The organism is Actinoplanes sp. NPDC051388 (assembly GCF_055586225.1).
Genome location: NZ_JBVJIP010000001.1, coordinates 190,226 through 213,182 on the forward strand (window position 1 = coordinate 190,226; position 22,957 = coordinate 213,182).

A 22,957-nucleotide genomic window follows, 5' to 3' on the forward strand; every position below is an offset into this window, starting at 1 on the left:
TTCTCCGGCTGGCGGGGAGCCTTCCGGAAAGAGACAAACTTACTCCTCACCCCCACCGCCGACCGTTCGAACGGTTGGGCCCCTTCCCCCCCGCCCGCGCCCGGCCCCACCTTCGTGCTGGGCGAGTTCGCCCGGCTGCTCGGCGGGGTGGACCAGGCCAAGCTGCCGGCCGCCGCGGAGAAGCAGGAGGCGGTGCACGCCCGCGGCGTGGCGATCGTGGCGGCGGTGCACGCGTTGCGCGGCGACGATCCGCCACAGCCCGGCGACGACCTCGACGACCCGTGGGGCCGCGGGGACCAGACGTTCCAGCGCATCGGCGACGAGATCGAGGACGTCACGGTCCCGCTCGCCACGCTCCTTCTTCCGTGACCGTCGTCGCGCCCGACGAGGCCGGCATCGCCCGGGCCGTCGATCTGCTGCGGGCCGAGTCGGTGGTCGCCTTCCCCACCGAGACGGTCTACGGGCTGGGCGCGGATGCCTTCTCCGCCAAGGCGATCGCCGAGGTCTACCGCCTGAAGAACCGGCCCGCGTGGAATCCGTTGATCGTGCACGTGGCGTCCGTCGCCGCGGCGCGCGCGTTGTTCGACGACTGGCCGGCCCCCGCGGAGAAACTCGCGTCGGCCTTTTGGCCCGGGCCGCTCACGCTGGTGCTCCGGCGCGGCGCCGGCACACTCGCGGTCCGGATCCCGGCGCACGACGTCGCGCTTCGGCTGCTCGACGCGGTCGGCATCCCGCTGGCGGCGCCCAGCGCCAACCGCTCGGAGGGCATCTCGCCGACCTCGGCGCGGCACGTCGTCCGCAGCCTGCCGGACGTGCCGCTGGTGCTGGACGGCGGGCCCAGCTCGTGGGGCATCGAGTCGACCGTGCTCGACCTGACCCGCGAGGTGCCGCGGCTGCTGCGGCCGGGCGCGCTCGGGCTGCGCGCGATCCGCGACGTGATCGGCCCGGTCGAGCTGCCCGAGGGCGTGGACGACGGCGTCGCGCGCCCGTCGCCGGGGATGAGCCGGCGGCACTACGCGCCACGCGCCGATCTGGTGCTGGTCGACGAGATCAAAGACCTCGACGGGTACGCGGAACCGGTCGGCGTCCTCACCTACCACGACTTCCCCGGGGCCGAACTGCTCAGCGACGACCCCCGTGAATACGCCGCCGACCTCTACGCCGCCCTGCACCGCCTGGACGACGCCGGCGTCGCCACGATCCTGGCTCTTACCCCGCCGGCTGGCGAGGACTGGCTGGCCGTACGCGATCGTCTGCAGCGCGCGGCAGCGAAGTAGCCTTCCGCGCGATCCGGGCCGCCATGGTCTTGAAGATCGGGCCGTGGAACGGCTTGATCGACGCCCAGTAGGCCTGTCCGGCCAGCCCGCGCGGCAGGAACACGTTGCGGATGGTCAGCTTGCTGCGGTCCGGCCCGTCCGGATCGGCCCGCAGTTCGAGCCAGCCCCGGCCGGGCAGCTTCATCTCGGCCCGCAGCCGCAGCAGCGTGCCCGGCTCGAGCTCCTCGACCCGCCAGAAATCGAGCGCCTCGCCGACCTGCAGCCGCTCCCGGTCCCGCCGCCCGCGCCGCAGCCCGGCGCCGCCGATCAGCTGGTCGGCCAGGCCGCGCACCTCCCAGACCAGCGGCGGCGAATACCAGCCGTTCACCCCGCCGACGCTCTCGATCACCCGCCACAGCGTGCCGACCGGCGCGTCCACGTCCGCGGTGCGCACGTCGACGTGCAGCGTGCCGCCCGACCAGTCCGGGTCGCTGGGCAGCGGTTCGGCGGCCGCGTCCCGGCGCGCGGAGTTGGACCAGCGGGTCTCCACGTTGTCGTCGCGGACCTTGCCGAGCGCCACCCGGACCGACTCGTCGAAACCGAGCAGCTCCTCGTCCGGCACGTATTCCGCGATGTCGTGCTCGCGGGCGAAGGCCTCGTGGATCAGGCTCTCCACCAGCGGCTTGGCGATCGCGTTCGGCACCGGGGTCACCGCGCCCACCCAGTGCGCGGACAGCCGCGGGGTGAGCGGGCGCAGCGGGATGATCAGCCGCGGCCGCAGGCCGGCCACCCGGGAGTAGCGCTGCATCATCTCGGCGTAGGTCAGCACGTCGGTGCCGCCGATGTCGAAGCCGCGGTTCACCTCGGCCGGCAGGGCGGCGCAGGCGATCAGGTAGTGCAGCACGTCGCGGACCGCGATCGGCTGGATCCGGTTGCGCACCCAGCGCGGGGTGGGCATCACCGGCAGCCGCTCGGTCAGATAGCGGAGCATCTCGAAGGACGCCGAGCCGGAGCCGATGATCACCGCGGCCCGCAGCACGGCGGTCGGCACCCCGCTGTCCAGCAGCACCTGGGCCACCTCGGCGCGCGAGCGCAGATGCGCCGACGGGGCGCCGACCTGCGGGGGCACCGGGCCGCCGAGGTAGATGATCCGGCGCACCCCGGCCGCCTTCGCGGCCGCCGCGAAGTTCTCGGCGGCCTCCCGGTCGCGGCGCTCGAAGTCCTTCACGCCGAGCGAGTGCATCAGGAAGTAGGCGACCTCGATGCCCTCGAACGCCGCGGGCAGGGTGCTCGGATCGGACAGATCGGCCTCGACGACGTCAACCTGGGACACCCAGGGCACATCTCGAAGACGGTTGACGCTTCGCGAGACGCATCGCACCGAGTGACCGGCCGCGACCAGCCGAGGCGCGAGGCGTCCGCCGATATAGCCGGTGGCACCGGTGACCAGACAACGCATAACCGCACTGTGCCCGCAGGCCGGGGGTAATACGCCATATGCTCGAAAACGGCAGTGAGGCCGACGCGAGGAGCGGGCGATGGACACGTTCTGGGGTCCCGACTTCGGCATGCTCCAACGCACCGATCCGGAGATCGCCGCCGTCGTCCTGGCCGAGCTCGAGCGCCAGCGCTCCGGGCTGCAGCTGATCGCGAGCGAGAACTTCACCTCGCCGGCCGTGCTGGCCGCGCTCGGCTCGACGCTCACGAACAAATATGCGGAGGGCTACCCCGGCGCCCGCTACTACGGCGGCTGCGCGGAGGTGGACCGGGCCGAGGAACTGGGCACGCGCCGGGCCCGCGAGCTGTTCGGGGCCGAGCACGCCAACCTGCAGCCGCACTCCGGGGCGTCGGCGAACCTGGCGGCCTATGCGGCGCTGGTGCAGCCGGGCGACGTGGTGCTCGCGATGGACCTGCCGCACGGCGGTCACCTCACCCACGGCAGCCGGGTCAACTTCAGCGGCAAGTGGTTCCACCACGTCGGTTACACGGTCCGCCGGGACACCGAGCTGATCGACTACGACGAGGTGCGCGACCTGGCCCTGGCGCACCGGCCGGCGCTGATCATCTGTGGCGCGACGGCCTATCCGCGGCTGATCGACTTCGCCGCGTTCCGGGCCATCGCCGACGAGGTGGGCGCCTATCTGATGGTCGACGCCGCGCACTTCATCGGGCTGGTCGCGGGGCAGGTGGCGCCGTCACCGGTGCCGCACGCCGACGTGGTCACCTGCACCACCCACAAGGTGCTGCGCGGGCCGCGCGGCGGCATGATCCTGTGCCGGGAGAGCCTGGCCGCGCGGGTGGACAAGGCGGTCTTCCCGTTCTCCCAGGGCGGCCCGATGATGCACGCGATCGCGGCGAAGGCGGTCGCGCTGCGTGAGGCGGCCACCCCGGAGTTCCAGGCGTACGGCCGCCAGGTGGTGGCGAACGCCCGGGCGCTCACCGCCGGGCTGGCCGAGGCGGGCATGCGCCCGGTCTCCGGCGGCACGGACACCCACCTCGCGCTGATCGACCTGGGTCCGGGCGGCACCACCGGCGCGGAGGCCGAGGAGCGCTGCGGCCGGGCGCGGATCACCCTGAACAAGAACGCCATCCCGTACGACGAGCGGCGCCCGACCGTGGCCTCCGGCATCCGGGTCGGCACCGCCGCGGTCACCACGCAGGGCATGGGCGTGGCCGAGATGCGGCGCATCGCCGGTCTGATCGCGGCCGCCGTGCACGAGCCGGACCGCGCCCGCGACGTCTCCGCCGAGGTCCTCGAGTTGGTCGGGCGCTACCCTGCCTATCCCAGGCAGGAGGTCTATTCGTGACGCAGGAGTCGCCGAAGCACTACGGCGTGATCGCCCAGATCCTCGGCAAGGACGACGAGGACGACGACCGCCCGCTGCCCGACCTGCCGCCACTGCCCGAGGACCCGCGCTGGCGCATCGAGCACCTGCCGTTCGTGCTGACCGTCGGCTTCGCCCTGGTGCTGTGCGCCGCCTCGGCCGGCTTCTTCGCGGGCGGGCCGGTCGCCGCCGCGGGCGCCGCGGTCGGCATGCTGATCGTGACGATCGGCATCAGCATGACCACCCTCGCGATCGCCTGGGCGGACGTGATCCGCCCCGAGCTGGTGATGCCGGTCGGCCTGGGCGTCTACCTGATCAAGTTCCTGCTGATCGGGGCGCTGCTGGTCGTGGTGGCCGATCGTGGCTGGGCCGGCGGCCTGCCGATGGCCTGGTCGATCGCGGTCGGCGCGGTGGTGCTCACCGGCGTGCAGGTGGGGTGGCTGATGCGCATCGCCAACCGGCGCCTCCCGCGGTGAAAGGCCTGCTCAGCGGCTCCACACGGGAGCCGGGTGAAACGGTGGCGCCCATTCGGGTGTCAGATACGCGGCGTTCGTGGCCGTCGCTTGAACGGCAGGAGTACGCTTCCGCCAACCTGAGTGCCGACCTGTCGCCCGAGCAACCCGCCGTTGCCCGGGGGGTCCTGCCTAGCCTCACGTTTCCTGCTGATATCGTTCGCCCAGTCATGGCCGGTCAGCAGCCCCCTTCTGAACCCCGCAAGGACGACGCCCCGCCGCCTCCCGATTCCGGGGCCGGTTACACGGCGATCAGCTACCTGCTCGGGGGAATGCTCGTGTGGGGCGGGATCGGCTGGCTGGTGGACCAGTGGCTCGGCACCGAGGGCATCGCGTTGGGAATCGGCGCGGTGATCGGCGGCGCGGCCGGCGTCTACTTGATCGCGCGCCGCCTGGGCGCCTGACCTGGAAGGGCTAAGGTGACCGGTCCGACGACTGTCCTCGCCGCGGAGGTTCCGTTCCCGCCGTCGGTTGAAGACTTTTACCTGCCCAGCATCGTGCCGTGGGGCGAGCATTCGGTTTGGTTCACCAAGATCACGCTGCTGCTCTGGATCTCCGTCGCGGTCCTGATCATCTACTTCCTGGCGTCATACCGGAAACCGGAGCTGGTGCCGTCCAAGAAGCAGTGGCTGGCCGAGTCGCTCTACGGCTTCGTGCGCAACAACATCGCCGTCGAGATGATCGGCAAGGAGGGCGTGCGGTTCGCGCCATATCTGGCGTCGCTCTTCTCCTTCATCCTGGTGATGAACCTCTGGGGCATCATTCCGCTCGCGCAGATCTCGCCGATGTCGCACATCGCCTTCCCGGCGGTTCTCGCGCTGATCAGTTACGCGATGTTCCTCTATGTCGGCTTCCGCAAGCACGGCTTCGTGGGTTATCTGAAGGTCGTGCTGGTGCCGCCGGCGCCGTGGTTCATCCTGCCGATCCTGGTGCCGATCGAGTTCTTCTCGAACCTGATCGTCCGGCCCTTCTCGCTGGCCATCCGGCTCTTCGCCAACATGTTCGCCGGCCACATGCTCCTGCTGGTCTTCACGCTCGGCGGCTTTGCGATGATCAACGCGAACGCGCTGCTGACGCCGGTCTCGATCCTGTCCTGGATCATGACCATCGCGCTGACGTTCCTCGACTTCGCGATCATCTGCCTGCAGGCCTACATCTTCACCGTGCTGACCGCGAGCTACATCCAGGGCTCGCTCGCCGAGGGGCACTGAGCCTCTCCCGACCGAGCTCTCCCCGATTTCCTTTTGCAAGGCCCCGTAGTCGTCCCGCATGACCGTCATGCGAGATACCAGGAGGAATACCGAAATGACTCTCGCCGAAGTTGTGGGTAGCACCGCCGCCATCGGGTACGGCCTCGCGGCCATCGGCCCCGGCGTCGGCGTCGGCCTGGTCTTCGCCGCCTACATCCAGTCCACCGCCCGCCAGCCCGAGGCGGCCCGCATCACGCAGCCGTTCCTCTGGATCGGTTTCGCCGTGGTCGAGGTTCTCGCCCTGCTGGGCATCGTGTTCGGCTTCGTCTGGGCCAACCCGGTCGGCTGAGCACCGCTCTCACTCGTTAGGGAGGGTGTCCGTTGATCACTCAACTTTTGGCAGAGGCTGCCGAGGAACACAACCCGATCGTCCCGCTCTGGCAGGAGGTCGTGCTCGGCTTCGTCGCCTTCGGTCTGCTCTGCTATGTGCTGATGAAGTTCGTCTTCCCGCGCATGGAGGAGACGTTCCGGGCGCGGGTCGACGCCATCGAGGGCGGCCTCAAGCGCGCCGAGGAGGCGCAGGCCGAGGCCAACAAGCTGCTCGAGCAATACCGCGCGCAGCTCGCCGAGGCCCGCACCGAGGCGGCCCGGATCCGCGACGAGGCGCGCGCCGACGCGGAGGGCATCCGTCAGGACGTCCTCGCCAAAGCCCGCGAGGAGTCCGACCGGATCATCGCGGCCGGCCGCGAGCAGCTCTCCGCCCAGCGCGAGAGCATCGTTCGTGAGCTCCGGGCCGAGGTCGGCACGCTGGCCGTCGACCTGGCCGGCCGGATCGTCGGCGAGTCGCTGGCCGACGAGGCCCGCAACCGCGGCACGGTCGACCGGTTCATCGCCGACCTGGACAGCACGACGGGCGGGCGGCGCTGATGGCGCCGGCCGCGATCCGCGAGTCGCTCGGCGAGGCCACGGAGAAGCTCGCCGCGGGCAACGCCAAGGCGACGGCCGCGGGCCAGGCCAAGATCGCCGACGAGATCCTGTCGGTGGCCGCGCTGCTCCGGGCCGAGCCCCGGCTGCGGCGCGCGCTGACCGACCCGTCCCGGCGCACCTCCGACCGTGCGGAGCTGATCGTCGCGCTGCTCGGCGGCAAGGTCTCCGCCACGGTGGTCGACGTGATGGCGGTGCTGGTCGGCGGTCGCTGGTCGCGGCCGAGCGAGTTGCTGGACGCGACCGAGCGGCTGGGCGTGGACGCGGTGCTCAGCGCCGCGGACAAGGCCGGCAAGCTGGCCGACGTCGAGGACGAGCTCTTCCGGTTCAGTCAGATCGTCTCCGGCAGCCCCGAGCTGGCGGTCACGCTGAGTGACCCCGGTGCGTCGACCGAGCGCCGGGTTAAGCTGGTCGAGGACTTGCTGAAGAGCAAGACCCAGCCGGCCACGCTGCGGCTGGTCGAGGTGGCGATCGAGGGATTCGGTGGCCGTGGTTTCGAGACCTCGCTGATCCGGCTGGTCGAGCTGACCGCCGCGAAGCGCGACCGCGAGGTGGCGTATGTGACGGTCGCGAAGCCGCTCGCCGATGCCGACGAGCAGCGCCTGAGCGACAAACTGGCCGAACTCTATGGCCGCCAGGTTTCGCTGAAGGTCGACGTGGACCCGCGGGTCATCGGCGGCGTCAGCGTCCGGGTCGGCTCCGACCTCTACGACGGCACGATCCTGCGGCGGCTCAACGAGGCCAAGCAAGCGTTCGCCAAGTAGTTAACTTCCGCAACAGCCCCTCGGCGGCGGCGACGTCCCGAGCTGACTAGAGAAGGCAGAGGATGGCCGAGCTGACCATCTCCTCGGACGAGATCCGGGGGGCGCTAGAGCGCTACGTCTCGTCCTATTCGCCCGAGGTCTCCCGCGAGGAGGTCGGCATCGTGTCCGATGCGGGCGACGGAATCGCGCACGTCGAGGGTCTGCCCTCGACCATGGCTAACGAACTGCTGGAGTTCGAGGACGGCACCCTCGGCGTGGCACTGAACCTGGACATCCGCGAGATGGGTGTCGTGGTCCTGGGGGACTCCACCGGCATCGAGGAGGGGCAGCAGGTCAAGCGGACCAGCCGCGTGCTCTCCGTGCCGGTCGGCGACGCCTACCTGGGCCGCGTGGTGAACGCGCTGGGTCAGCCCATCGACGACCGGGGCGAGATCGAGAGCGAGGGCTTCCGCGAGCTCGAGCTCCAGGCGCCCAACGTGATGGGCCGCCAGCCGGTGAAGGAGCCGCTGCAGACCGGCATCAAGGCGATCGACGCCATGACGCCGATCGGCCGTGGCCAGCGCCAGCTGATCATCGGTGACCGCAAGACCGGCAAGACCACCGTCGCGCTGGACACGATCATCAACCAGCGTGCCAACTGGGAGTCCGGCGACCCGAAGAAGCAGGTCCGCTGCATCTATGTGGCGATCGGCCAGAAGGCCTCCACCATCGCCAGCATCCGCGGGACGCTGGAGGAGCGCGGGGCGCTGGAGTACACGACGATCGTGGCCTCCCCGGCGTCCGACCCGGCCGGCTTCAAGTACATCGCGCCCTACACCGGCTCGTCCATCGGGCAGCACTGGATGTACAACGGCAAGCACGTGCTGATCGTCTTCGACGACCTCACCAAGCAGGCCGAGGCCTACCGCGCGGTGTCGCTGCTGCTGCGTCGCCCGCCGGGCCGTGAGGCATACCCGGGTGACGTCTTCTACCTGCACTCCCGGCTGCTGGAGCGCTGCGCCAAGCTCTCCGACGACCTGGGTGGCGGCTCGATGACCGGCCTGCCGATCATCGAGACGAAGGCCGGCGACATCTCGGCCTACATCCCGACCAACGTCATCTCGATCACCGACGGCCAGATCTTCCTCGAGGGCGACCTGTTCGCCTCCGGTGTGCGCCCGGCCATCAACGTCGGCACCTCGGTGTCGCGGGTCGGTGGTTCGGCGCAGGTCAAGGCGATGCGGCGGGTCTCCGGCCGGCTCCGGCTCGACCTGGCCCAGTTCCGTGAGCTGGAGGCGTTCTCCGCCTTCGCCTCCGACCTGGACAAGGCGTCCCGCGCCCAGCTGGACAAGGGCGTGCGCCTGGTCGAGCTGCTGAAGCAGCCGCAATACTCGCCCTACTCGGTGGTCGACGAGGTCATCGTGATCTGGGCCGGCACCACCGGTCAGATGGACGAGGTGCCGGTCGGCGACGTGCGGCGCTTCGAGGCGGAGATGCTCGAGTGGCTGCACCGTCACCAGAGCGACCTGATCACCAGCGTCGAGTCGACCGGTCAGCTGACCGACGACAACGTCGAGTCCCTGCAGTCGGCTCTGAACGAGTTCAAGGAGCTGTTCAAGCAGGGCGAGACCGGCGTCAAGGTCAACGACCCCGAGGCCGAGGCGATGGCCGAGGGCCGGGAGACCCACGAGACCGTGACCCGCGAGGTCCGGCGCCCGGCGCAGGACGAGAGCTAGCCATGGCCGGTCAGGTACAGGCCCTCCGGCGGCGCATCCGCACCGTCAAGTCGACCAAGAAGATCGCCAAGGCGCAGGAGCTGGTGGCCACCAGCCGGATCGCCAAGGCCCAGGAGCGGGTGGCGGCCTCCAAGCCGTACGCGGAGGCCATCACCCAGGTCCTGACGGCCCTGGCGTCCAACGCGTCGATCGACAACCCGCTGCTCACCCCGCGCGAGCGGGTGCGGCGGGCCGGCGTCCTGCTGATCACCAGCGACCGCGGCCTGGCCGGCGCCTACAACGCCAACGCCATCCGCACCTGCGAGCAGCTGCTGGCCCGGCTGCGCGCGGACGGCAAGGACGTGGTGCTGTACGTGATCGGCCGCAAGGGCGTCGGTTACTACCGGTTCCGCAACCGGCCGATCGAGGCCAGCTGGACGGGCTTCTCCGAGCGGCCGTCCTTCGAGGACGCCCGCAAGGTCGGCGAGTCGCTGCTGGAGGCCTTCGTGGCCGGCGCCGACGACACCGAAGAGCACCACGGTCCGGACGGCATTCAGGGCGTCGACGAGTTGCACATCGTCAGCACCCAGTTCAGGTCCCTCATGACCCAGTCCGCGGAGGCGCATTTCCTGGCGCCGATGCAGGTCGAGGAGCGTGAGGTCGAGCCGGGTCTGCGTCCGGCATACGAGTTCGAGCCGGAGGCCGAGGAGCTGCTCGACGCGCTGCTGCCGAAATACCTCAACACGCGGATCTACGCGGCGTTGCTGGATTCGGCGGCCAGCGAGTCGGCGTCCCGGCGGCGGGCGATGAAGAGCGCGTCGGACAACGCGGACGACCTGCTCAAGCGGTACACGCGGGAGATGAACTCCGCGCGGCAGGCCGCGATCACCCAGGAAATCAGTGAGATCGTCGGCGGCGTCGAGGCGCTGTCCACCTCGGGAAGTGATGGATGATGACTGCTGTTGCCGAGCCCACCAAGGCGGAGACCGCCGTCGGCCGCGTCGTCCGGGTGATCGGCCCGGTCGTCGACGCCGAGTTCCCGCGCGACCAGATGCCGGGCATCTTCAACGCCCTGCACGTCGACGTGACCCTGTCCGCGGGCACGCGGACGCTGACCCTGGAGGTCGCCCAGCACCTGGGCGACAACCTGGTCCGGGCGATCTCGATGCAGCCGACCGACGGCCTGACCCGCGGCGCCGAGGTGACCGACACCGGCGCCTCGATCTCGGTGCCGGTCGGTGACGTCACCAAGGGCCACGTGTTCAACGCCCTCGGCGAGGTGCTGAACGCGGACCCGGCCACGCTGGACATTCAGGAGCGCTGGCCGATCCACCGCAAGCCCCCGGCGTTCGCCGACCTCGAGCCGAAGACCGAGATGCTGGAGACCGGCATCAAGGTGCTCGACCTGCTCGCGCCGTACGTGCGCGGTGGCAAGATCGGCCTGTTCGGCGGCGCGGGCGTGGGCAAGACGGTGCTCATCCAGGAGATGATCATCCGGGTGGCCCGCAACTTCGGTGGCACCTCGGTGTTCGCCGGCGTCGGCGAGCGCACCCGCGAGGGCAACGACCTCATCCTGGAGATGGAGGAGGGTGGCGTGCTCGACAAGACCGCCCTCGTCTTCGGCCAGATGGACGAGCCGCCGGGCACCCGCCTCCGGGTCGCGCTGAGCGCGCTCACCATGGCGGAGTACTTCCGGGACGTGCAGAACCAGGAGGTGCTGCTCTTCATCGACAACATCTTCCGGTTCACCCAGGCCGGCTCCGAGGTGTCCACGCTGCTCGGCCGCATGCCGTCCGCGGTGGGTTACCAGCCCACCCTGGCCGACGAGATGGGCGAGCTGCAGGAGCGCATCACCTCGGTCAAGGGCAAGGCGATCACGTCGCTGCAGGCGATCTACGTGCCCGCCGACGACTACACCGACCCGGCGCCGGCCACCACGTTCGCCCACCTGGACGCGACCACGAACCTCGAGCGGTCGATCTCCGACAAGGGCATCTACCCGGCTGTGGACCCGCTGGCCTCCAGCTCGCGGATCCTGGCGCCGGAATACGTCGGCGCCGAGCACTACGCGGTCGCCCGTGAGGTGCAGCGGATCCTGCAGAAGTACAAGGACCTGCAGGACATCATCGCGATCCTCGGCATGGACGAGCTCTCCGAGGAGGACAAGGTCACGGTGCAGCGGGCTCGCCGCATCGAGCGCTTCCTCTCGCAGAACACGTACGCCGCCGAGCAGTTCACCGGCGTGCCGGGCTCCACGGTGCCGCTGAAGGAGACCATCGAGGCGTTCAAGAAGATCGCCGAGGGGGAGTACGACAACTACCCCGAGCAGGCCTTCTTCATGTGCGGCGGTCTCGAGGACCTGGAGAAGAACGCGCACGAGCTGATGAAGGGCTGATCTTCGGCTACTATCGTGAGCCGCGCCGGGGGTGACCCTGGCGCGGCTCACGCGTCTTCCACACAAATCCGGACGCAAATAACACTCAGATTCGTCGGATAGTCTGGGTCCTTGCGTCCCGGTGACCATGGCCGGATCAGGCAGGTTGGGGATCAGGTGGCGAAGGGCAACAAACCTCGGACGGGCCGTGCTCTGCGGAGCAAAGCTCCGCTCTGGGCGCGGCTGTGCGCCATCTTCGGCTGCATCCTGATGGTGCTCTCCGGCGGCGCGCTGGTCACCAGCCAGGTCCTGGTCGCTCGTTATGCGGGCGCGGTGGACACTCAAAACCTGTTCGGCGACGCGGCGAGCGGCGCGGAAAAGGAGAAGGTCAGCGACATCAAGGGCCCGCTCAACATCCTGCTGGTCGGCATCGACCCGCGCGACTCGGCGACCGCCCCGCTGTCCGACTCGATCATCGTCGCGCACATCCCGGCGACCATGGACGAGGCCTACCTCTTCTCCATCCCGCGCGACCTGCTGGTGGACATTCCGGCGTTCGAGAAGACCGGGTTCCGCGGCGGCCGCGCCAAGATCAACGCCGCCATGTCGTACGGCAGCTCGGTCGGCAACGGCAAGCACGACGTGCCGCAGGGTTTCAGCCTGCTGGCCAAGACGGTGAGTCAGCTGACCGGCATCAAGACCTTCGACGCCGGCGCGATCATCAACTTCGGCGGGTTCAAGAAGATCGTGGACGCCATGGACGGCGTGACCATGGACATCGACCAGGACGTCAAGTCCGAGCACCTGCAGCCGAACGGCGAGCCGCGGCAAAAGCTGGCCCGATGCGCCAGCAACAACTGCGAGCACCCCTACATCGGGCCGCAGAAGCAATACAAGAAGGGCAAGAACCAGCACCTCGAAGCCTGGGAGGCGCTCGACTACGTGCGCCAGCGCTACGGCCTGCCCAAGGGTGACTACGACCGCCAGCGGCACCAGCAGCAGTTCGTCAAGGCGATGGCCGCGCAGGCGCTGAGCAAGGACGTGGTGACCAACCCGGTCAAGCTCGACTCGGTGCTGCGCTCGGCCGGCAAGGCGCTGATCTTCGACGGCAACGGCCACAACGTGGTCGACTGGGGTCTGGCGCTCAAGGGCGTCCGGCCCGGCAACATGACGCTGATCAAGCTGCCCGGCCGCGGCCTGATAGTCGGCGGGCGTTATCAGGGCGAGCAGCTGGACCCGAGCGCGGAGACGTTCTTCTCTTCGGTGAAGGACGGCACGATCGCGACATTCCTGTTGGCGCACCCCGAGTTCATCAACAACACCTGACCCCGTTTAGACTTTCACCCGTCAGGGTCTTCGCCTGGCAGGGTTTTCGCCCCGAGCTGAGGAGACAGCGTGGCCAACCAGCTGCACGTCCAGGTCGTCGCCGTCGAGGAGAGCGTGTGGTCCGGCGACGCCGAGATGCTCGTCGCACGCACCACCGAGGGCGAGATCGGCGTTCTGCCGGGCCATGCGCCGCTGCTGGGCCTGCTCAAGGAGCCGTCACAGGTGCGGGTCAAGCTCGCCGGCGGCGAGCAGTTGACCTATGACGTGACCGGCGGGTTCCTCTCCATCGACACCGACGGAGTGACGGTGCTCGCGGAGAGCGCCCAGCCCGCTCAGCCTGACAGTCACTGACGCGCGATGCGGATTCTGGAGATTGCCGGAATCTGCGTCATCGCGCTGTTTCTTCTCCTGTTCGCGCTGGTCTTCCGCCGCCGTCTGCTCGCGCAGGGCGGCGGCACCATCCGCTTACAGTTCCGGGTGAGCACCATGGTCCCGGGCCGCGGCTGGTCCGCCGGCATCGGCCGCTTCGTCGGCGACGAGCTGCGCTTCTACCGCATCTTCACATTCGGCATCCGGCCCAAGCGGGTGCTCAACCGGCGCGGCTTCACGGTCGACCTGCGCCGCCTGCCCGAGGGGCCCGAGCGGCTCACCATGCCGGGCCACTGGATCATCCTGGGCTGCACCAGCTGCAACGAGCGGGTGGAGATCGCGATGGCCGAGTCGACGGTGACCGGTTTCAGCTCATGGCTCGAGGCGGGCCCGCCCGGTCAGCCCGGCGGCACCACACTGCAGCGCGGTCACGGCGGCCCGGCGGCCAGCTCCACCTCGTAACCCCAGGCGTCCTCCAGATAGGCGCCGTAGGACTGCGGGCCGCCCGCCCGCGGGTGCCGGTCGGCGAACATCAGCGTCCAGCCGTGCGCCGGGGCCGCCGCGCTCAGCCGGTCGACCTCCGCCTCGCCGGCCACCGTGAAGGCCAGGTGGTTGAGCCCCGGCGCGCAGCGGTCATGGGCGCCGCCGGTCAGCGCCTTCGACTGCTCCAGCACGATGTAGGTGTCGCCGTGCCGATAGGACCGGCCGTTGTCGAACTCCTGAAACACCGTCCAGCCCAGCTCGCCGAAGAGCCAGCCCCACGGCCCGAGTGTGCCGGCCAGATCGGGCACCCAGATCTCGACGTGGTGCAGGGTCACCGCTGACCGCCCGGGACCCACTTCACGTCGCCGTCCGGGTTCGCCGTGCGGGACAGGATGAACAGCAGGTCGGAGAGCCGGTTCAGGTATTTCGCGGGCAGCGTGCTGGTGCGCTCGGGGTCGTCGGCCAGCAACGTCCAGGCCGAGCGCTCGGCCCGCCGCGCGACGGTGCGGGCCACGTGCAGCAGGGCCGCGCCGGGTGTGCCGCCGGGCAGGATGAACGAGTTCAGCGCGGCCAGCCCCTCGTTGTACTCGTCGCACCAGCCCTCGAGCCGGGTCACGTACTCCTCGGTGATCCGCAGTGGTGGGTAGGGCGGATTCTCGGCGATCGGGTTGCACAGGTCGGCGCCCACGTCGAAGAGATCGTTCTGCACCGTCGTGAGCACCGTCCGCACGTCGGCCGCCAGGCCGCCCAGAGCGAGGGCGACCCCGATCGCGGCGTTGCACTCGTCGGCGTCCGCATAGGCCACGATCCGCGGATCGGTCTTCGCGACCTCCTCGTTGTTGCCCAGGCGGGTCTGCCCGGCATCGCCGGTGCGGGTGTAGATGCGGGTGAGGTGAACGGCCATGCGTCCACCCTACGGATCGGGGGCGGCGGAGCACCCCTACCATGGCGCGGGTGGATGTGATCAGGGTCAAGGGCGGCGCACGGCTCGCGGGTGACGTGCGGGTCGGCGGCGCGAAGAACTCCGCGCTCAAGCTGATGGCGGTCGCGTTGCTGGCGGAGGGTCGCAGCGTGGTGGAGAACGTGCCCCGGATCACGGACATCGCGATCATGGCCGAGGTGCTGCGCCGGCTGGGCTGCCAGGTGACGCTCGAGGGCACCACGGCGACCATCGACGTGCCCGCCGAGCCGGGCAGCGAGGCCGACTACGACCTGGTCCGCCGGCTGCGGGCGTCGATCTGCGTGCTCGGGCCGCTGCTGGCCCGCCGGGGTTATGTGCGGGTCGCCCTGCCCGGCGGCGACATGATCGGCTCCCGCGGGCTCGACATGCACGTCTCCGGCCTGGCCCGGATGGGCGCCGAGATCTCCGGTGAGCACGGCTTCGTGATCGCCTCGGCGCCGGCCGGGCTGCGCGGCTCCAAGATCTGGCTCGACTTCCCGAGCGTCGGCGCCACCGAAAACCTGCTGATGGCGGCCGTGCTGGCCAAGGGCGTCACGGAGATCGACAACGCGGCCCGGGAACCGGAGATCGTCGACATCTGCGAGATGCTCACCGCGATGGGCGCCAAGATCGAGGGCGCCGGCACCTCCATCCTCGAGATCGAGGGCGTGGAGTCGCTGCAGCCGGTGCGGCACACCACGGTCGGCGATCGGATCGTCGGCGGCACCTGGGCGTTCGGCGCGGCCATGACCCGCGGCGATGTCACGATCAAGGGCGTGCGCGCGGAGTTCCTGGACATCGCGCTGGACAAGCTGGTCGCGGCGGGTGCGGTGGTCGAGCCGGGCGACAACCAATTCCGGGTACGCATGAGCGAGCGCCCGAAGGCCGTCGACATCGTGACGCTGCCGTTCCCGGGCTTCGCCACCGACCTGCTGCCGATGGCGATCGGGCTGGCCGCGGTGGCCGACGGCTCCTCGCTGATCACCGAGAACATCTTCGACGGCCGCTTCATGTTCGTGAACGAGATGGTGCGGCTGGGCGCGGACATCCGCACCGACGGCCACCACGCCGTGGTCCGGGGCCGGGCGCGGCTGTCCGGCGCGCCGGTGCGGGCCACCGACATCCGGGCCGGGGCGGGGCTGGTCATCGCCGGGCTGTGCGCCGACGGGGTGACCGAGGTCGGCGAGGTGCACCACGTCGACCGGGGCTACCCGGACTTCGTCAACGACCTGGCCAGCCTGGGTGTCGAGGTCGAGCGGGCGGACGTACCCGAGCCGACCTTTGATTTTTAGACTTTAGAGCAGGATCCGGCGGGCGGCCTCGAGCTCCTCGGCGAAGACCAGCACCGCCACCCGGCCGTCGCGCCGCATTCCGGCGGTGGCTCGGATCCCGGCCTCGGCCAGCAGCGACCTGATGTCGTCGGCCTCCGCCGGGCCCTCGGTGATCGCGGCGGCGCAGAGCAGGCCGAAGTCGTCCGGGTCGGCGAAGATCGACAGGCGGCCGTAGCGGTCGCCCAGGAAGTGCCCGTCGTCGGTCTCCGCGATCCACTGCAGGCCCAGGCGCCAGAAGACCACGCCGAGCACGCCAACGAGTGCGACGGCCAGCAGCGGTCCGAAGAGGTACCAGCCGTCGCTCGGGGCCATGCGCACAGTCTGGCACCGGAGATCACCGATTTCCCGAGATTTGCCCCGATAGAGGTGCTGAGCTTGCGTTAAGGACGGGCGGCTAGGCTGCCTGCTTGAGGGTCTTCAATGCAGGGAGGGCACACCATGGCGGGTCGGCTCGCGGTCATCGGGTCGGGTCTGATGGGTTCCGGCATCGCGCAGGTCTCGGCGCAGGCCGGCTGGCAGGTCACGATGCGCGACATCGATGACGCCTCGCTGAGCCGGGGGCTGGGCGCGATCCGTGACTCGCTCGGGCGGTTCGCCGCCAAGGGCAAGATCACCGAGGAGGACGTCGAGGCGACCCTGGGCCGGATCACCACGACCACCGACCTCGATGCGGCCGCCGAGGCGGACGTCGTGGTCGAGGCGATCTTCGAGCGGATCGAGGCCAAGCACGAGGTGTTCCGGACGCTGGACAAGATCTGCAAGTCCGGCACGGTGCTCGGCACCAACACGTCAGCCATCCCGATCACCCAGATCGCCACGGCCACCAGCCGGCCCGAGTCGGTGGTCGGCATCCACTTCTTCTCGCCGGTGCCGATGATGAAGCTGGTCGAGTTGGTGCGGGGCTACCAGACGTCGGACGACACGCTGACCGCGGCGCGCAACTTCGCCGAGGAGGTCGGCAAGACCTGCGTCGAGGTGAAGCGCGACGTGGCCGGGTTCGTCTCCAACCGGCTCTTCTCGGCGCTGCTGGTCGAGGCGATCAAGCTGGTCGAGTCGGGCGTGGTCTCGCCGGCCGACCTCGACACGGTGATGAAGCTCGGCTTCGGGCACGCGATGGGCCCGCTGGCCACTGTCGACCTGACCGGGCTCGACGTGATGCTCAACGCGGCGACCAACGTCTACCGCGACACCCAGGACGAGAAGTTCTTCCCACCGGAGCTGCTGCAGCGCATGGTCACGGCGGGCGACCTGGGCCGCAAGACCGGCAAGGGCTTCTACACGTATTAGCCGTCCCGCTTGGTCGTCCACCGGAACGTGGTGAGACACAGGGCGAGGGCGACCACGCACCACACGCCGAGCACGATCGCGACCGTGCCGAGGTCGAAGGAGCCGCTCGGTTCCTGGGCGCCGAAGGAAGCCGGCAGGAAAACCGCTCGCAGCCCCTGGCACATCCACTTCAGCGGGAAGATCGAGGCGACGTTCTGCATCCAGCTCGGCAGGCTGGTGAAGAGGAAGAACACGCCCGAGATGAACTGCAGCACCAGCGCCACCGGCGTGACCACCGCCGGGGCGCTGCGGCCGGTGCGGGCCAGCGACGAGAAGGCGACGCCGCAGAGCGTGCAGGCGGTGATGCCGAGCGCGGACACCCAGAGGAAGGTCAGCCACTTCGCGCCGGTGTCCGGCAGGTCCAGCCCGAAGAGCATCGTCGCGACGGCGAGCAGCACGACCGTCTCGAGCACCGCGATGAACCCAACCATCAGCACCTTGCCGGCGAAGTAGACCCAGCGCGGCATCGGCGTGCCGAGCAGTCGCTTGAGCACGCCGCGGTCGCGTTCCACCGGGATCTGGATGGCCAGCGCCTGAAAGCCCGCCGTCATCAGCCCGGTCGCGATCATCCCGGTCACGAAGTACTGCGTGAACTTCACGCCCCCGCCGATCTCGCCCTTGAAGATCGACCCGAACACCAGAATCATGATCGCCGGGAACGCCAGCGTGAACATCACCTGCTCCCGGCTGCGCAGAAACTGCCGGATCTCCAGCCCGCCCTGCGCCAACCCGAGCTTCACCGCGCTCATGCTGCCCCGATCATCTCGAGATACACATCCTCCAACGTGGGCCGCGTGATGGTCAGCCCCGGCACCTCGCCGCCGAACCGCGCGGCCAGGTCGGTGACCAGGGCCGTCGGCGACGCACTCTGCGAGCTTTCCCACACCCCTTCCCGGGTACGCCAGGACACCGTCGCCATCGCCTCATCGCGACTCGCCAACCGCCGCGGGGCATCGACCGCGATCAGCCGCCCACCGGCGATCACCCCGACCCGATCGGCCAGCGCCTCGGCCTCCTGCAGGTAGTGCGTGGTCAGCACGATGGTCGTACCCAAGGTCTGCAGGTCTTTGATGAGCGCCCAGAACTCGCGCCGGGCCTCGGGGTCGAAGCCGGTCGTGGGTTCGTCCAGGAAGAGCAGCTCGGGCTGCCCGATGATGCCGAGCGCCACGTCGAGCCGCCGCTTCTGCCCGCCACTGAGCGTGTGCGTGCGCGCCCCGGTCTTGCCGGCGAGCCCGACCCGCGCCAACACCGCGGCCGGATCATCCGGCTCGTCATAGAACCGGGCGAAGTGCCGGACCACCTCGCCGGCGGTCAGCTCGTCGAACTCCCCGGTGCCCTGCAGCACGATGCCCACCCGCTGCCGCCATCGGGTGTCGCGCCCGCTCTGCACGGTGGCCGGGTCCACCCCGAGCACGGTGACGTCGCCGCCGTCGCGCTTGCGGAATCCTTCCAGGATCTCCACCGTCGTGGTCTTCCCGGCGCCGTTGGGCCCGAGCAGAGCGAACACCTCGCCGCGCGCGACCTCCAGATCGATGCCGTCGACGGCCACATTGTCCCGATATACCTTGCGCAGCCCGCGAACCACGATCGCCGCGTCCCCGTCACCCATGCCGGAACCCTACGGCCCGGTCAAAGACCTCGCGAGACGGCGGCGTGCTGGCTAGCCTGCCGCCATGGGCTCACTTGCGAGGCGCCGCCTGACCCCCGCCGAACCGGCCCGGTGCTGCGCGCGCTGTCCGACTGGACGCCGCCCGACGCCCCGCGAGGCAGCCTGCACCCCGGCGACGTGGGCTGGCTGATGCGCTTCGACGACGCGGCCGTGTTCCTGTGGACCGAGGACGAGACGCCGGTGGCGGCAGGTTTCCTCGACGGCCCGGTGCTGCGCGTGACCACCGCACCGCACGCCGACCTCGGCGCGCTCGCCGCCGACGCCGAGGATCTGCTCGGCCCGGGCAACGACTGGTCGGACGGCCTCCCGATCCCCGGCTGGGCCCCGGAAGAGGAGGCCTGGCTAGTCCTGTCCTGGACGCCGGTGCCGGCGACCGCCCGAGCCGAGGGCTCAGCTGCTGCGCGAGGCGGCGGCCGGTGTTGCGTATATGTGTGCAGAGCAAGGGGTCGCGCGGGGCCTGGCTGATCGGGCTCCGGCGGTGTGGAGGGCGGGCGTCACCGGGTGACGAAGGCGGGTGGCTGCGCGGCCGTGCGCCGGTCAGGTCAGTGGGAGGCGGCGAACGTCAGGGACATCATCGTGGCGGCGATCATGCCGCCCAGCAGGGTCAGGCCGATTCCTCCGATGTCCAGGCGGGCCTGCAGGTGGCGGTGGGCCAGGGCGGCCGCCAGCGGGACGCCTGCTGAGGGGGCGATCAGGAAGCAGAGCCAGCCGATGCCGCGGATCACGGCGCCGCCGGGTAGGTCGGCGCCGCCGATGGTGACCAGGCCCGCGGCCAGCAGGCCGGTGGCGCCGGCGATGAGGGCGCCCAGCAGGGGAAGCAGCGGGAGGGTCCAGCGCGGCAGCGGGCGGCGGGCGGGTGGGCGCACCGTGACCTCGATCCGTTCCGCCGCTCGGGCCAGCAGCGCCCGTGCCGAGTCGCGGGGTGGCTGGGCGTTCTCGATGGGCTGGCGCTGCAACGCGACCCGCGGGAGCGACTCGACGGGGGCCGGGTCGGGCATCTCGCCCAGCGCGCGCACCCGCAGGCCGCGGGCCCGGCGCAGCTGGTCCCAGAGGCGGGCCGCCTCGCGGTCCACGTCCAGCACCTGGGCCGCGGCGGCCGCCGCCCAGCGGTCCGCCGAGCCGGCCTCGCCCTCGGCCCGGGCCAGTTCGCCGGCCGCTCGCGCGGTGCTGTCCTGGTAGGCCTGTTCGGCGCTCTCCAGGTCGGCGTCCCGGCGGCGGGTGATGTCCGCCAGGGCGTTCATCATCAGCTGGTAGTCGCGATCACGCGTGGTCATTGTTCACCTCGTAAGGGACGATCACTTCGGGGACGCGGTGCACGGAACGGTCGAAGAACAGGGCCCGGCGGGGGCGTGGGAACCAGATCGGGCCGCCGGGCTGCGGGCAGAGCGGGCCCAGGTCGGCGCCCTGGATGTCGAGCGCGACCCAGGCGCCCACCGAGTCGAAGCGGGCGCCGGGGCCGCCCAGGTCGTCGCGCAGGCGGGCGGCCGAGCGCCACCAGCCGAGCACGTGGGTGCGCTGGGCCGGACCGTCGGCGAGCAGGGTGCGGAAACGGTCCTTGTGCGTGCGGATGGCGTCCAGGCCGTAGCCGAGGATGTAGTGCGGGACGCTGTCCGGCACGACGTCGAAGAGCTGGGCCAGGTCCGCCTCGTCGTACCAGTCGGCCTCGGGCAGTTCGGCGACCAGGCGGGCGGCCGCGTGCTGGGCCTCGGGGAGCGGGCAGATCACGCTGAAGTGGGCCGGGCCCTGCGCTGCCAGGGACAGTGCGGCCGAGGCGAGGATCGCGCACGCCTCGTCCACCCGCGTACCCAGGATGGCGAGATTGCGGCCGGGCATCCGGCCCAGCCGCAGCCGGGCCGGCCGGGCCGCGACGTCGATCCGTTCGCCCAGCACCGCGCCCGGCGAAGCGCCGGCCTCGGCGACCGCCGGAAAATGCCGGAACGACGACGGCAGGCGTGGGACGGCGTCGCCGTCGAAGAGACGCGGCGGCTCGCAGCCGTCCGGGCGCTGATGCCACAGGCGACGCTGGAGATCGCGCCAGGATGTGCGGTCCGAGGCGTCCGGCAGCCGGACGATCTGGTTGGCGCCGGCCACCCCGGAGTCGGTGTTCACCACCGCGTGGAAGCGCGGGATCACCGCCGCCGCGAGGTTGGTGTCGGAGAGGATGCGGCGGGCCTTGGGCAGGGCGATCCGCAGGGTGAACTGTCCGATCAGGCCGGAGCGGCCCCAGAGCGCCTCGATGCCGGACACGTCCTGCGAGGCCAGCACCAGGTGGATGCCCTGTGAGCGGCCGCGCCGGGCGAGGTCCTCGAGCAGCGTGACGGCCTCATCGGCGACCGCGTCCCGGCCGGCCAGCAGCACCTGGAACTCGTCGATCACCGCGACGATCCGCGGCCAGTGCCCGGACGGATCCTCCGCGCGCAGTTCGGCCAGCTTGGACGCCTCGTGCCGCTTGGCCGCCTGCGCCCGGGCCCGCAACTCGTCGCCCAGGTGCCGGAGCAGGGCCAGGCCGAACTCGCGGTCGTTGTTCACGTTGACGCCGGCCAGCCGCACCTGCGGCAGCCAGCTCGGATCCCGCGGCCCGGGGGAGAACCGCGCGAACGACACGCCCTCCTTGAAGTCCAGCAGGTAGAGCGCGAGTTCGGCGGGTCCGTAGCGGGCCGCGAGCGAGCCCAGCCACGCGTAGATCAGGTTGGTCTTGCCGGAGCCGGACGGCCCGCCGATCAGCGCGTGCGGCGGGTCGTCGCCGAGCGGCAGCAGCACGTGCTCGCCGTCCGGTCCGTCGCCGATCGGCGCCACCAGCCCGTGCGCGGATGTCTCGGTCCACAGCTTCTCCGGCTCGAGGTCGCTCAGCCGGGCCGGTGGCGGGCCTTCGCGCAGGCGCTCGGCCACGGCGCGGCAGAAGGCCGCGATCCGCTCGGCCGGTGGTGGCGGATCGAGGCGGACCGGCAGCGGCCCGGTGGTGTCGCAGGTGGCGTGTCCGTCGCGCACCGCGATGCGCTCCACCGTGGGGTGCGGCGCCAGGTCCAATCCCCGGACCACCAGGTGTACGCCGCACGCGACGCCGGTGCGGACGATGCGGTCGAGCTGTGCCCGCTGGGACGCGGTGATCTCGTCCACGCTGGCCGGGTCGACCAGCAGCACCACGATGCGCCACGGCTCGGGCCGGGGACCGGTGCCGGCCGCGGTCAGTTCGGCCAGGGACGCGTACTCGCCGGCCAGCACCGTCTCGTTGACCCGGCAGATGTGTTCGACCAGGTCGTCGAGCATCGCGCTGAGCCCGCCCGGCCCGACGAAGGCGAGCCCCAGCGGCGCGAACGCGGCCAGTGTGCCGCCCAACTGCTCGGGGTCGTAGACGGTGAGCCGGACGTCGCCCGGCCGGGTGGTGCCCAGCGCCCGCAGCAGCAGCCCGGAGATCACCCCGTCCACCGAGATCTGCTCGCCGCTCAGATTGAGATGCGCGGCGTCCAGCAGCGGGACCAGACCGGGCATGGTGGTGGATTCGAACGCGATGGTGCCGATCCGCAGCAGCGCGGGGCGGCCGCCACGGTCCGGTTCGGACGGCGCCCACATGCGCCACGGCGATCCGGCGGCGCCCGGCGCGCACAGGGCGGCCACCGAGCCGGCGTTGCCGGCCAGCGCGAGCGACTCGGACTGGAAGCGGCGCAGGATGCCGTCGCGGGCGCTGTCGCGGGCCTCGGCGAGCTGGTTCAGGCAGGTCGCGTACGCGTCGCGGACCAGCTGCCGCCGGCGTTGCGCCTCGGCGCGCGCGGTCTCGGCCGCGGCCAGCACGGCCCGGGCCGTGCCCCGCGCCTCGGCCAGCTCATGGCGGACCGCGGCGACCAGCGCGTTGCGGTGGTTACCCACGGCGTCCCCCGAAAATCACGATGGGGGATTTTAACCGTTTTTGTGCGATC

Annotated in this window: 25 protein-coding genes and 1 pseudogene; 18 read left to right on the forward strand and 8 right to left on the reverse strand. The window is 70.7% G+C overall.

All coding sequences use genetic code 11. From position 1 onward, the window contains the following. Together ACZ6TI_RS00985 and ACZ6TI_RS00990 are read left to right on the forward strand one after the other, a co-directional pair. A pseudogene (locus ACZ6TI_RS00985) lies at positions 1-369 on the forward strand (arsenate reductase/protein-tyrosine-phosphatase family protein); the annotation flags it as partial. Next, positions 366-1,277: an L-threonylcarbamoyladenylate synthase gene (locus tag ACZ6TI_RS00990; protein ID WP_465342913.1), complete on the forward strand. Its 912-nt coding sequence runs from the start codon at positions 366-368 to the stop codon at positions 1,275-1,277. The pseudogene ACZ6TI_RS00985 and the gene ACZ6TI_RS00990, both read left to right, overlap by 4 nt. On the opposite strand, the gene ACZ6TI_RS00995 is transcribed toward ACZ6TI_RS00990, so the two are convergent. Continuing rightward, a complete protein-coding gene (locus ACZ6TI_RS00995; protein ID WP_465342914.1) occupies positions 1,210-2,715 on the reverse strand; it encodes an SDR family oxidoreductase in 1,506 nt (501 codons plus the stop codon). The two genes, ACZ6TI_RS00990 and ACZ6TI_RS00995, sit on opposite strands and share 68 nt — an antisense overlap. A 79-nt stretch (positions 2,716-2,794) precedes the next feature. Between ACZ6TI_RS00995 and ACZ6TI_RS01000 the strand changes: the two genes are divergently transcribed. The 13 genes from ACZ6TI_RS01000 (at position 2,795) to ACZ6TI_RS01060 (ending at position 13,756) form a co-directional block, all read left to right on the forward strand. Further along, positions 2,795-4,063: a serine hydroxymethyltransferase gene (locus tag ACZ6TI_RS01000; protein WP_465342915.1), complete on the forward strand. Its 1,269-nt coding sequence runs from the start codon at positions 2,795-2,797 to the stop codon at positions 4,061-4,063. Beyond that, the gene (locus tag ACZ6TI_RS01005) at positions 4,060-4,557 is read left to right on the forward strand and encodes a hypothetical protein (protein ID WP_465342916.1); all 498 of its coding nucleotides are present in this window, start codon (positions 4,060-4,062) and stop codon (positions 4,555-4,557) included. Before ACZ6TI_RS01000 ends, ACZ6TI_RS01005 begins: the two co-directional genes overlap by 4 nt. A 206-nt stretch (positions 4,558-4,763) precedes the next feature. Further along, positions 4,764-4,997, forward strand: coding sequence for an AtpZ/AtpI family protein (locus ACZ6TI_RS01010; RefSeq protein ID WP_465342917.1), 234 nt, complete (start codon positions 4,764-4,766; stop codon positions 4,995-4,997). A 15-nt stretch (positions 4,998-5,012) separates the two neighbouring features. Next, positions 5,013-5,804 carry a F0F1 ATP synthase subunit A gene (gene atpB / locus ACZ6TI_RS01015; RefSeq protein ID WP_465342918.1) on the forward strand — a complete coding sequence of 264 codons (792 nt, stop codon included), beginning with the start codon at positions 5,013-5,015 and terminating at the stop codon, positions 5,802-5,804. Between the two features lie 94 nt (positions 5,805-5,898). Next, positions 5,899-6,132, forward strand: a complete 234-nt coding sequence (locus ACZ6TI_RS01020) for a F0F1 ATP synthase subunit C (RefSeq protein ID WP_465342919.1) — start codon at positions 5,899-5,901, stop codon at positions 6,130-6,132. A 35-nt stretch (positions 6,133-6,167) separates the two neighbouring features. Further along, positions 6,168-6,710, forward strand: a complete 543-nt coding sequence (locus tag ACZ6TI_RS01025; RefSeq protein ID WP_465343515.1) for a F0F1 ATP synthase subunit B — start codon at positions 6,168-6,170, stop codon at positions 6,708-6,710. Continuing rightward, positions 6,710-7,531: a F0F1 ATP synthase subunit delta gene (locus ACZ6TI_RS01030; RefSeq protein WP_465342920.1), complete on the forward strand. Its 822-nt coding sequence runs from the start codon at positions 6,710-6,712 to the stop codon at positions 7,529-7,531. Before ACZ6TI_RS01025 ends, ACZ6TI_RS01030 begins: the two co-directional genes overlap by 1 nt. A 62-nt stretch (positions 7,532-7,593) precedes the next feature. Continuing rightward, positions 7,594-9,246: a F0F1 ATP synthase subunit alpha gene (atpA, locus tag ACZ6TI_RS01035; RefSeq protein WP_465342921.1), complete on the forward strand. Its 1,653-nt coding sequence runs from the start codon at positions 7,594-7,596 to the stop codon at positions 9,244-9,246. A 2-nt stretch (positions 9,247-9,248) separates the two neighbouring features. After that, on the forward strand, positions 9,249-10,178 hold the full coding sequence (locus tag ACZ6TI_RS01040; protein WP_465342922.1) for a F0F1 ATP synthase subunit gamma: 930 nt from the start codon (positions 9,249-9,251) through the stop codon (positions 10,176-10,178). Next, positions 10,178-11,620 carry a F0F1 ATP synthase subunit beta gene (gene atpD, locus ACZ6TI_RS01045; protein WP_465343516.1) on the forward strand — a complete coding sequence of 481 codons (1,443 nt, stop codon included), beginning with the start codon at positions 10,178-10,180 and terminating at the stop codon, positions 11,618-11,620. Before ACZ6TI_RS01040 ends, atpD begins: the two co-directional genes overlap by 1 nt. Positions 11,621-11,776: 156 nt before the next feature. Beyond that, positions 11,777-12,925 carry an LCP family protein gene (locus ACZ6TI_RS01050; protein WP_465342923.1) on the forward strand — a complete coding sequence of 383 codons (1,149 nt, stop codon included), beginning with the start codon at positions 11,777-11,779 and terminating at the stop codon, positions 12,923-12,925. Positions 12,926-12,994: 69 nt separating this feature from the next. Continuing rightward, complete coding sequence (locus ACZ6TI_RS01055; protein ID WP_465342924.1) at positions 12,995-13,276, forward strand: F0F1 ATP synthase subunit epsilon; 282 nt, start codon at positions 12,995-12,997, stop codon at positions 13,274-13,276. A gap of 6 nt (positions 13,277-13,282) precedes the next feature. Beyond that, positions 13,283-13,756, forward strand: coding sequence for a DUF2550 domain-containing protein (locus ACZ6TI_RS01060; RefSeq protein WP_465342925.1), 474 nt, complete (start codon positions 13,283-13,285; stop codon positions 13,754-13,756). Here the strand turns inward: ACZ6TI_RS01060 and ACZ6TI_RS01065 are convergent. Both ACZ6TI_RS01065 and ACZ6TI_RS01070 read right to left on the reverse strand, forming a co-directional pair. Beyond that, entirely contained in the window at positions 13,723-14,112 is a 390-nt protein-coding gene (locus ACZ6TI_RS01065) for a VOC family protein (protein ID WP_465342926.1), read from the reverse strand. The genes ACZ6TI_RS01060 and ACZ6TI_RS01065 overlap by 34 nt on opposite strands. Next, positions 14,109-14,681, reverse strand: a complete 573-nt coding sequence (locus tag ACZ6TI_RS01070) for a cob(I)yrinic acid a,c-diamide adenosyltransferase (protein WP_465342927.1) — start codon at positions 14,679-14,681, stop codon at positions 14,109-14,111. The genes ACZ6TI_RS01065 and ACZ6TI_RS01070 overlap by 4 nt, the downstream gene beginning before the upstream one ends. Before the next feature lie 41 nt (positions 14,682-14,722). Between ACZ6TI_RS01070 and murA the strand changes: the two genes are divergently transcribed. Next, entirely contained in the window at positions 14,723-16,009 is a 1,287-nt protein-coding gene (murA, locus tag ACZ6TI_RS01075) for a UDP-N-acetylglucosamine 1-carboxyvinyltransferase (protein ID WP_465342928.1), read from the forward strand. Positions 16,010-16,012: 3 nt separating this feature from the next. Here the strand turns inward: murA and ACZ6TI_RS01080 are convergent, their stop codons facing one another. After that, on the reverse strand, positions 16,013-16,360 hold the full coding sequence (locus tag ACZ6TI_RS01080) for a hypothetical protein (RefSeq protein ID WP_465342929.1): 348 nt from the start codon (positions 16,358-16,360) through the stop codon (positions 16,013-16,015). A gap of 126 nt (positions 16,361-16,486) precedes the next feature. On the opposite strand from ACZ6TI_RS01080, the gene ACZ6TI_RS01085 reads away from it, so the two are divergent. Further along, a complete protein-coding gene (locus tag ACZ6TI_RS01085) occupies positions 16,487-17,335 on the forward strand; it encodes a 3-hydroxyacyl-CoA dehydrogenase family protein (protein WP_465342930.1) in 849 nt (282 codons plus the stop codon). Here the strand turns inward: ACZ6TI_RS01085 and ACZ6TI_RS01090 are convergent. After that, complete coding sequence (locus tag ACZ6TI_RS01090) at positions 17,332-18,123, reverse strand: ABC transporter permease (protein WP_465342931.1); 792 nt, start codon at positions 18,121-18,123, stop codon at positions 17,332-17,334. The genes ACZ6TI_RS01085 and ACZ6TI_RS01090 overlap by 4 nt on opposite strands. After that, positions 18,120-18,983, reverse strand: a complete 864-nt coding sequence (locus tag ACZ6TI_RS01095; protein WP_465342932.1) for an ABC transporter ATP-binding protein — start codon at positions 18,981-18,983, stop codon at positions 18,120-18,122. Before ACZ6TI_RS01095 ends, ACZ6TI_RS01090 begins: the two co-directional genes overlap by 4 nt. Positions 18,984-19,094: 111 nt before the next feature. Between ACZ6TI_RS01095 and ACZ6TI_RS01100 the strand changes: the two genes are divergently transcribed. After that, a complete protein-coding gene (locus tag ACZ6TI_RS01100) occupies positions 19,095-19,508 on the forward strand; it encodes a hypothetical protein (RefSeq protein WP_465342933.1) in 414 nt (137 codons plus the stop codon). 77 nt (positions 19,509-19,585) lie between these two features. On the opposite strand, the gene ACZ6TI_RS01105 is transcribed toward ACZ6TI_RS01100, so the two are convergent. After that, positions 19,586-20,317, reverse strand: coding sequence for a hypothetical protein (locus ACZ6TI_RS01105; RefSeq protein WP_465342934.1), 732 nt, complete (start codon positions 20,315-20,317; stop codon positions 19,586-19,588). Then, the gene (locus tag ACZ6TI_RS01110) at positions 20,304-22,907 is read right to left on the reverse strand and encodes an FtsK/SpoIIIE domain-containing protein (protein ID WP_465342935.1); all 2,604 of its coding nucleotides are present in this window, start codon (positions 22,905-22,907) and stop codon (positions 20,304-20,306) included. The genes ACZ6TI_RS01105 and ACZ6TI_RS01110 overlap by 14 nt, the downstream gene beginning before the upstream one ends. Positions 22,908-22,957: the final 50 nt, after the last annotated feature.

Excerpts from the sequence above, each read along its gene's own strand:
- ACZ6TI_RS01030 (WP_465342920.1), top strand. The coding sequence starts at position 6,710 with ATGGCGCCGGCCGCGATCCGCGAGTCGCTCGGCGAGGCCACGGAGAAG.
- ACZ6TI_RS01090 (WP_465342931.1), bottom strand. The coding sequence starts at position 18,123 with ATGAGCGCGGTGAAGCTCGGGTTGGCGCAGGGCGGGCTGGAGATCCGG.
- ACZ6TI_RS01070 (WP_465342927.1), bottom strand. The coding sequence starts at position 14,681 with ATGGCCGTTCACCTCACCCGCATCTACACCCGCACCGGCGATGCCGGG.
- atpD (WP_465343516.1), top strand. The coding sequence starts at position 10,178 with ATGACTGCTGTTGCCGAGCCCACCAAGGCGGAGACCGCCGTCGGCCGC.
- ACZ6TI_RS01010 (WP_465342917.1), top strand. The coding sequence starts at position 4,764 with ATGGCCGGTCAGCAGCCCCCTTCTGAACCCCGCAAGGACGACGCCCCG.
- ACZ6TI_RS01085 (WP_465342930.1), top strand. The coding sequence starts at position 16,487 with ATGGCGGGTCGGCTCGCGGTCATCGGGTCGGGTCTGATGGGTTCCGGC.
- ACZ6TI_RS01000 (WP_465342915.1), top strand. The coding sequence starts at position 2,795 with ATGGACACGTTCTGGGGTCCCGACTTCGGCATGCTCCAACGCACCGAT.
- ACZ6TI_RS01060 (WP_465342925.1), top strand. The coding sequence starts at position 13,283 with ATGCGGATTCTGGAGATTGCCGGAATCTGCGTCATCGCGCTGTTTCTT.
- ACZ6TI_RS01080 (WP_465342929.1), bottom strand. The coding sequence starts at position 16,360 with ATGGCCCCGAGCGACGGCTGGTACCTCTTCGGACCGCTGCTGGCCGTC.
- murA (WP_465342928.1), top strand. The coding sequence starts at position 14,723 with ATGGCGCGGGTGGATGTGATCAGGGTCAAGGGCGGCGCACGGCTCGCG.
- ACZ6TI_RS01020 (WP_465342919.1), top strand. The coding sequence starts at position 5,899 with ATGACTCTCGCCGAAGTTGTGGGTAGCACCGCCGCCATCGGGTACGGC.
- ACZ6TI_RS01105 (WP_465342934.1), bottom strand. The coding sequence starts at position 20,317 with ATGACCACGCGTGATCGCGACTACCAGCTGATGATGAACGCCCTGGCG.
- atpA (WP_465342921.1), top strand. The coding sequence starts at position 7,594 with ATGGCCGAGCTGACCATCTCCTCGGACGAGATCCGGGGGGCGCTAGAG.
- ACZ6TI_RS01040 (WP_465342922.1), top strand. The coding sequence starts at position 9,249 with ATGGCCGGTCAGGTACAGGCCCTCCGGCGGCGCATCCGCACCGTCAAG.
- ACZ6TI_RS00995 (WP_465342914.1), bottom strand. The coding sequence starts at position 2,715 with ATGCGTTGTCTGGTCACCGGTGCCACCGGCTATATCGGCGGACGCCTC.
- ACZ6TI_RS01095 (WP_465342932.1), bottom strand. The coding sequence starts at position 18,983 with ATGGGTGACGGGGACGCGGCGATCGTGGTTCGCGGGCTGCGCAAGGTA.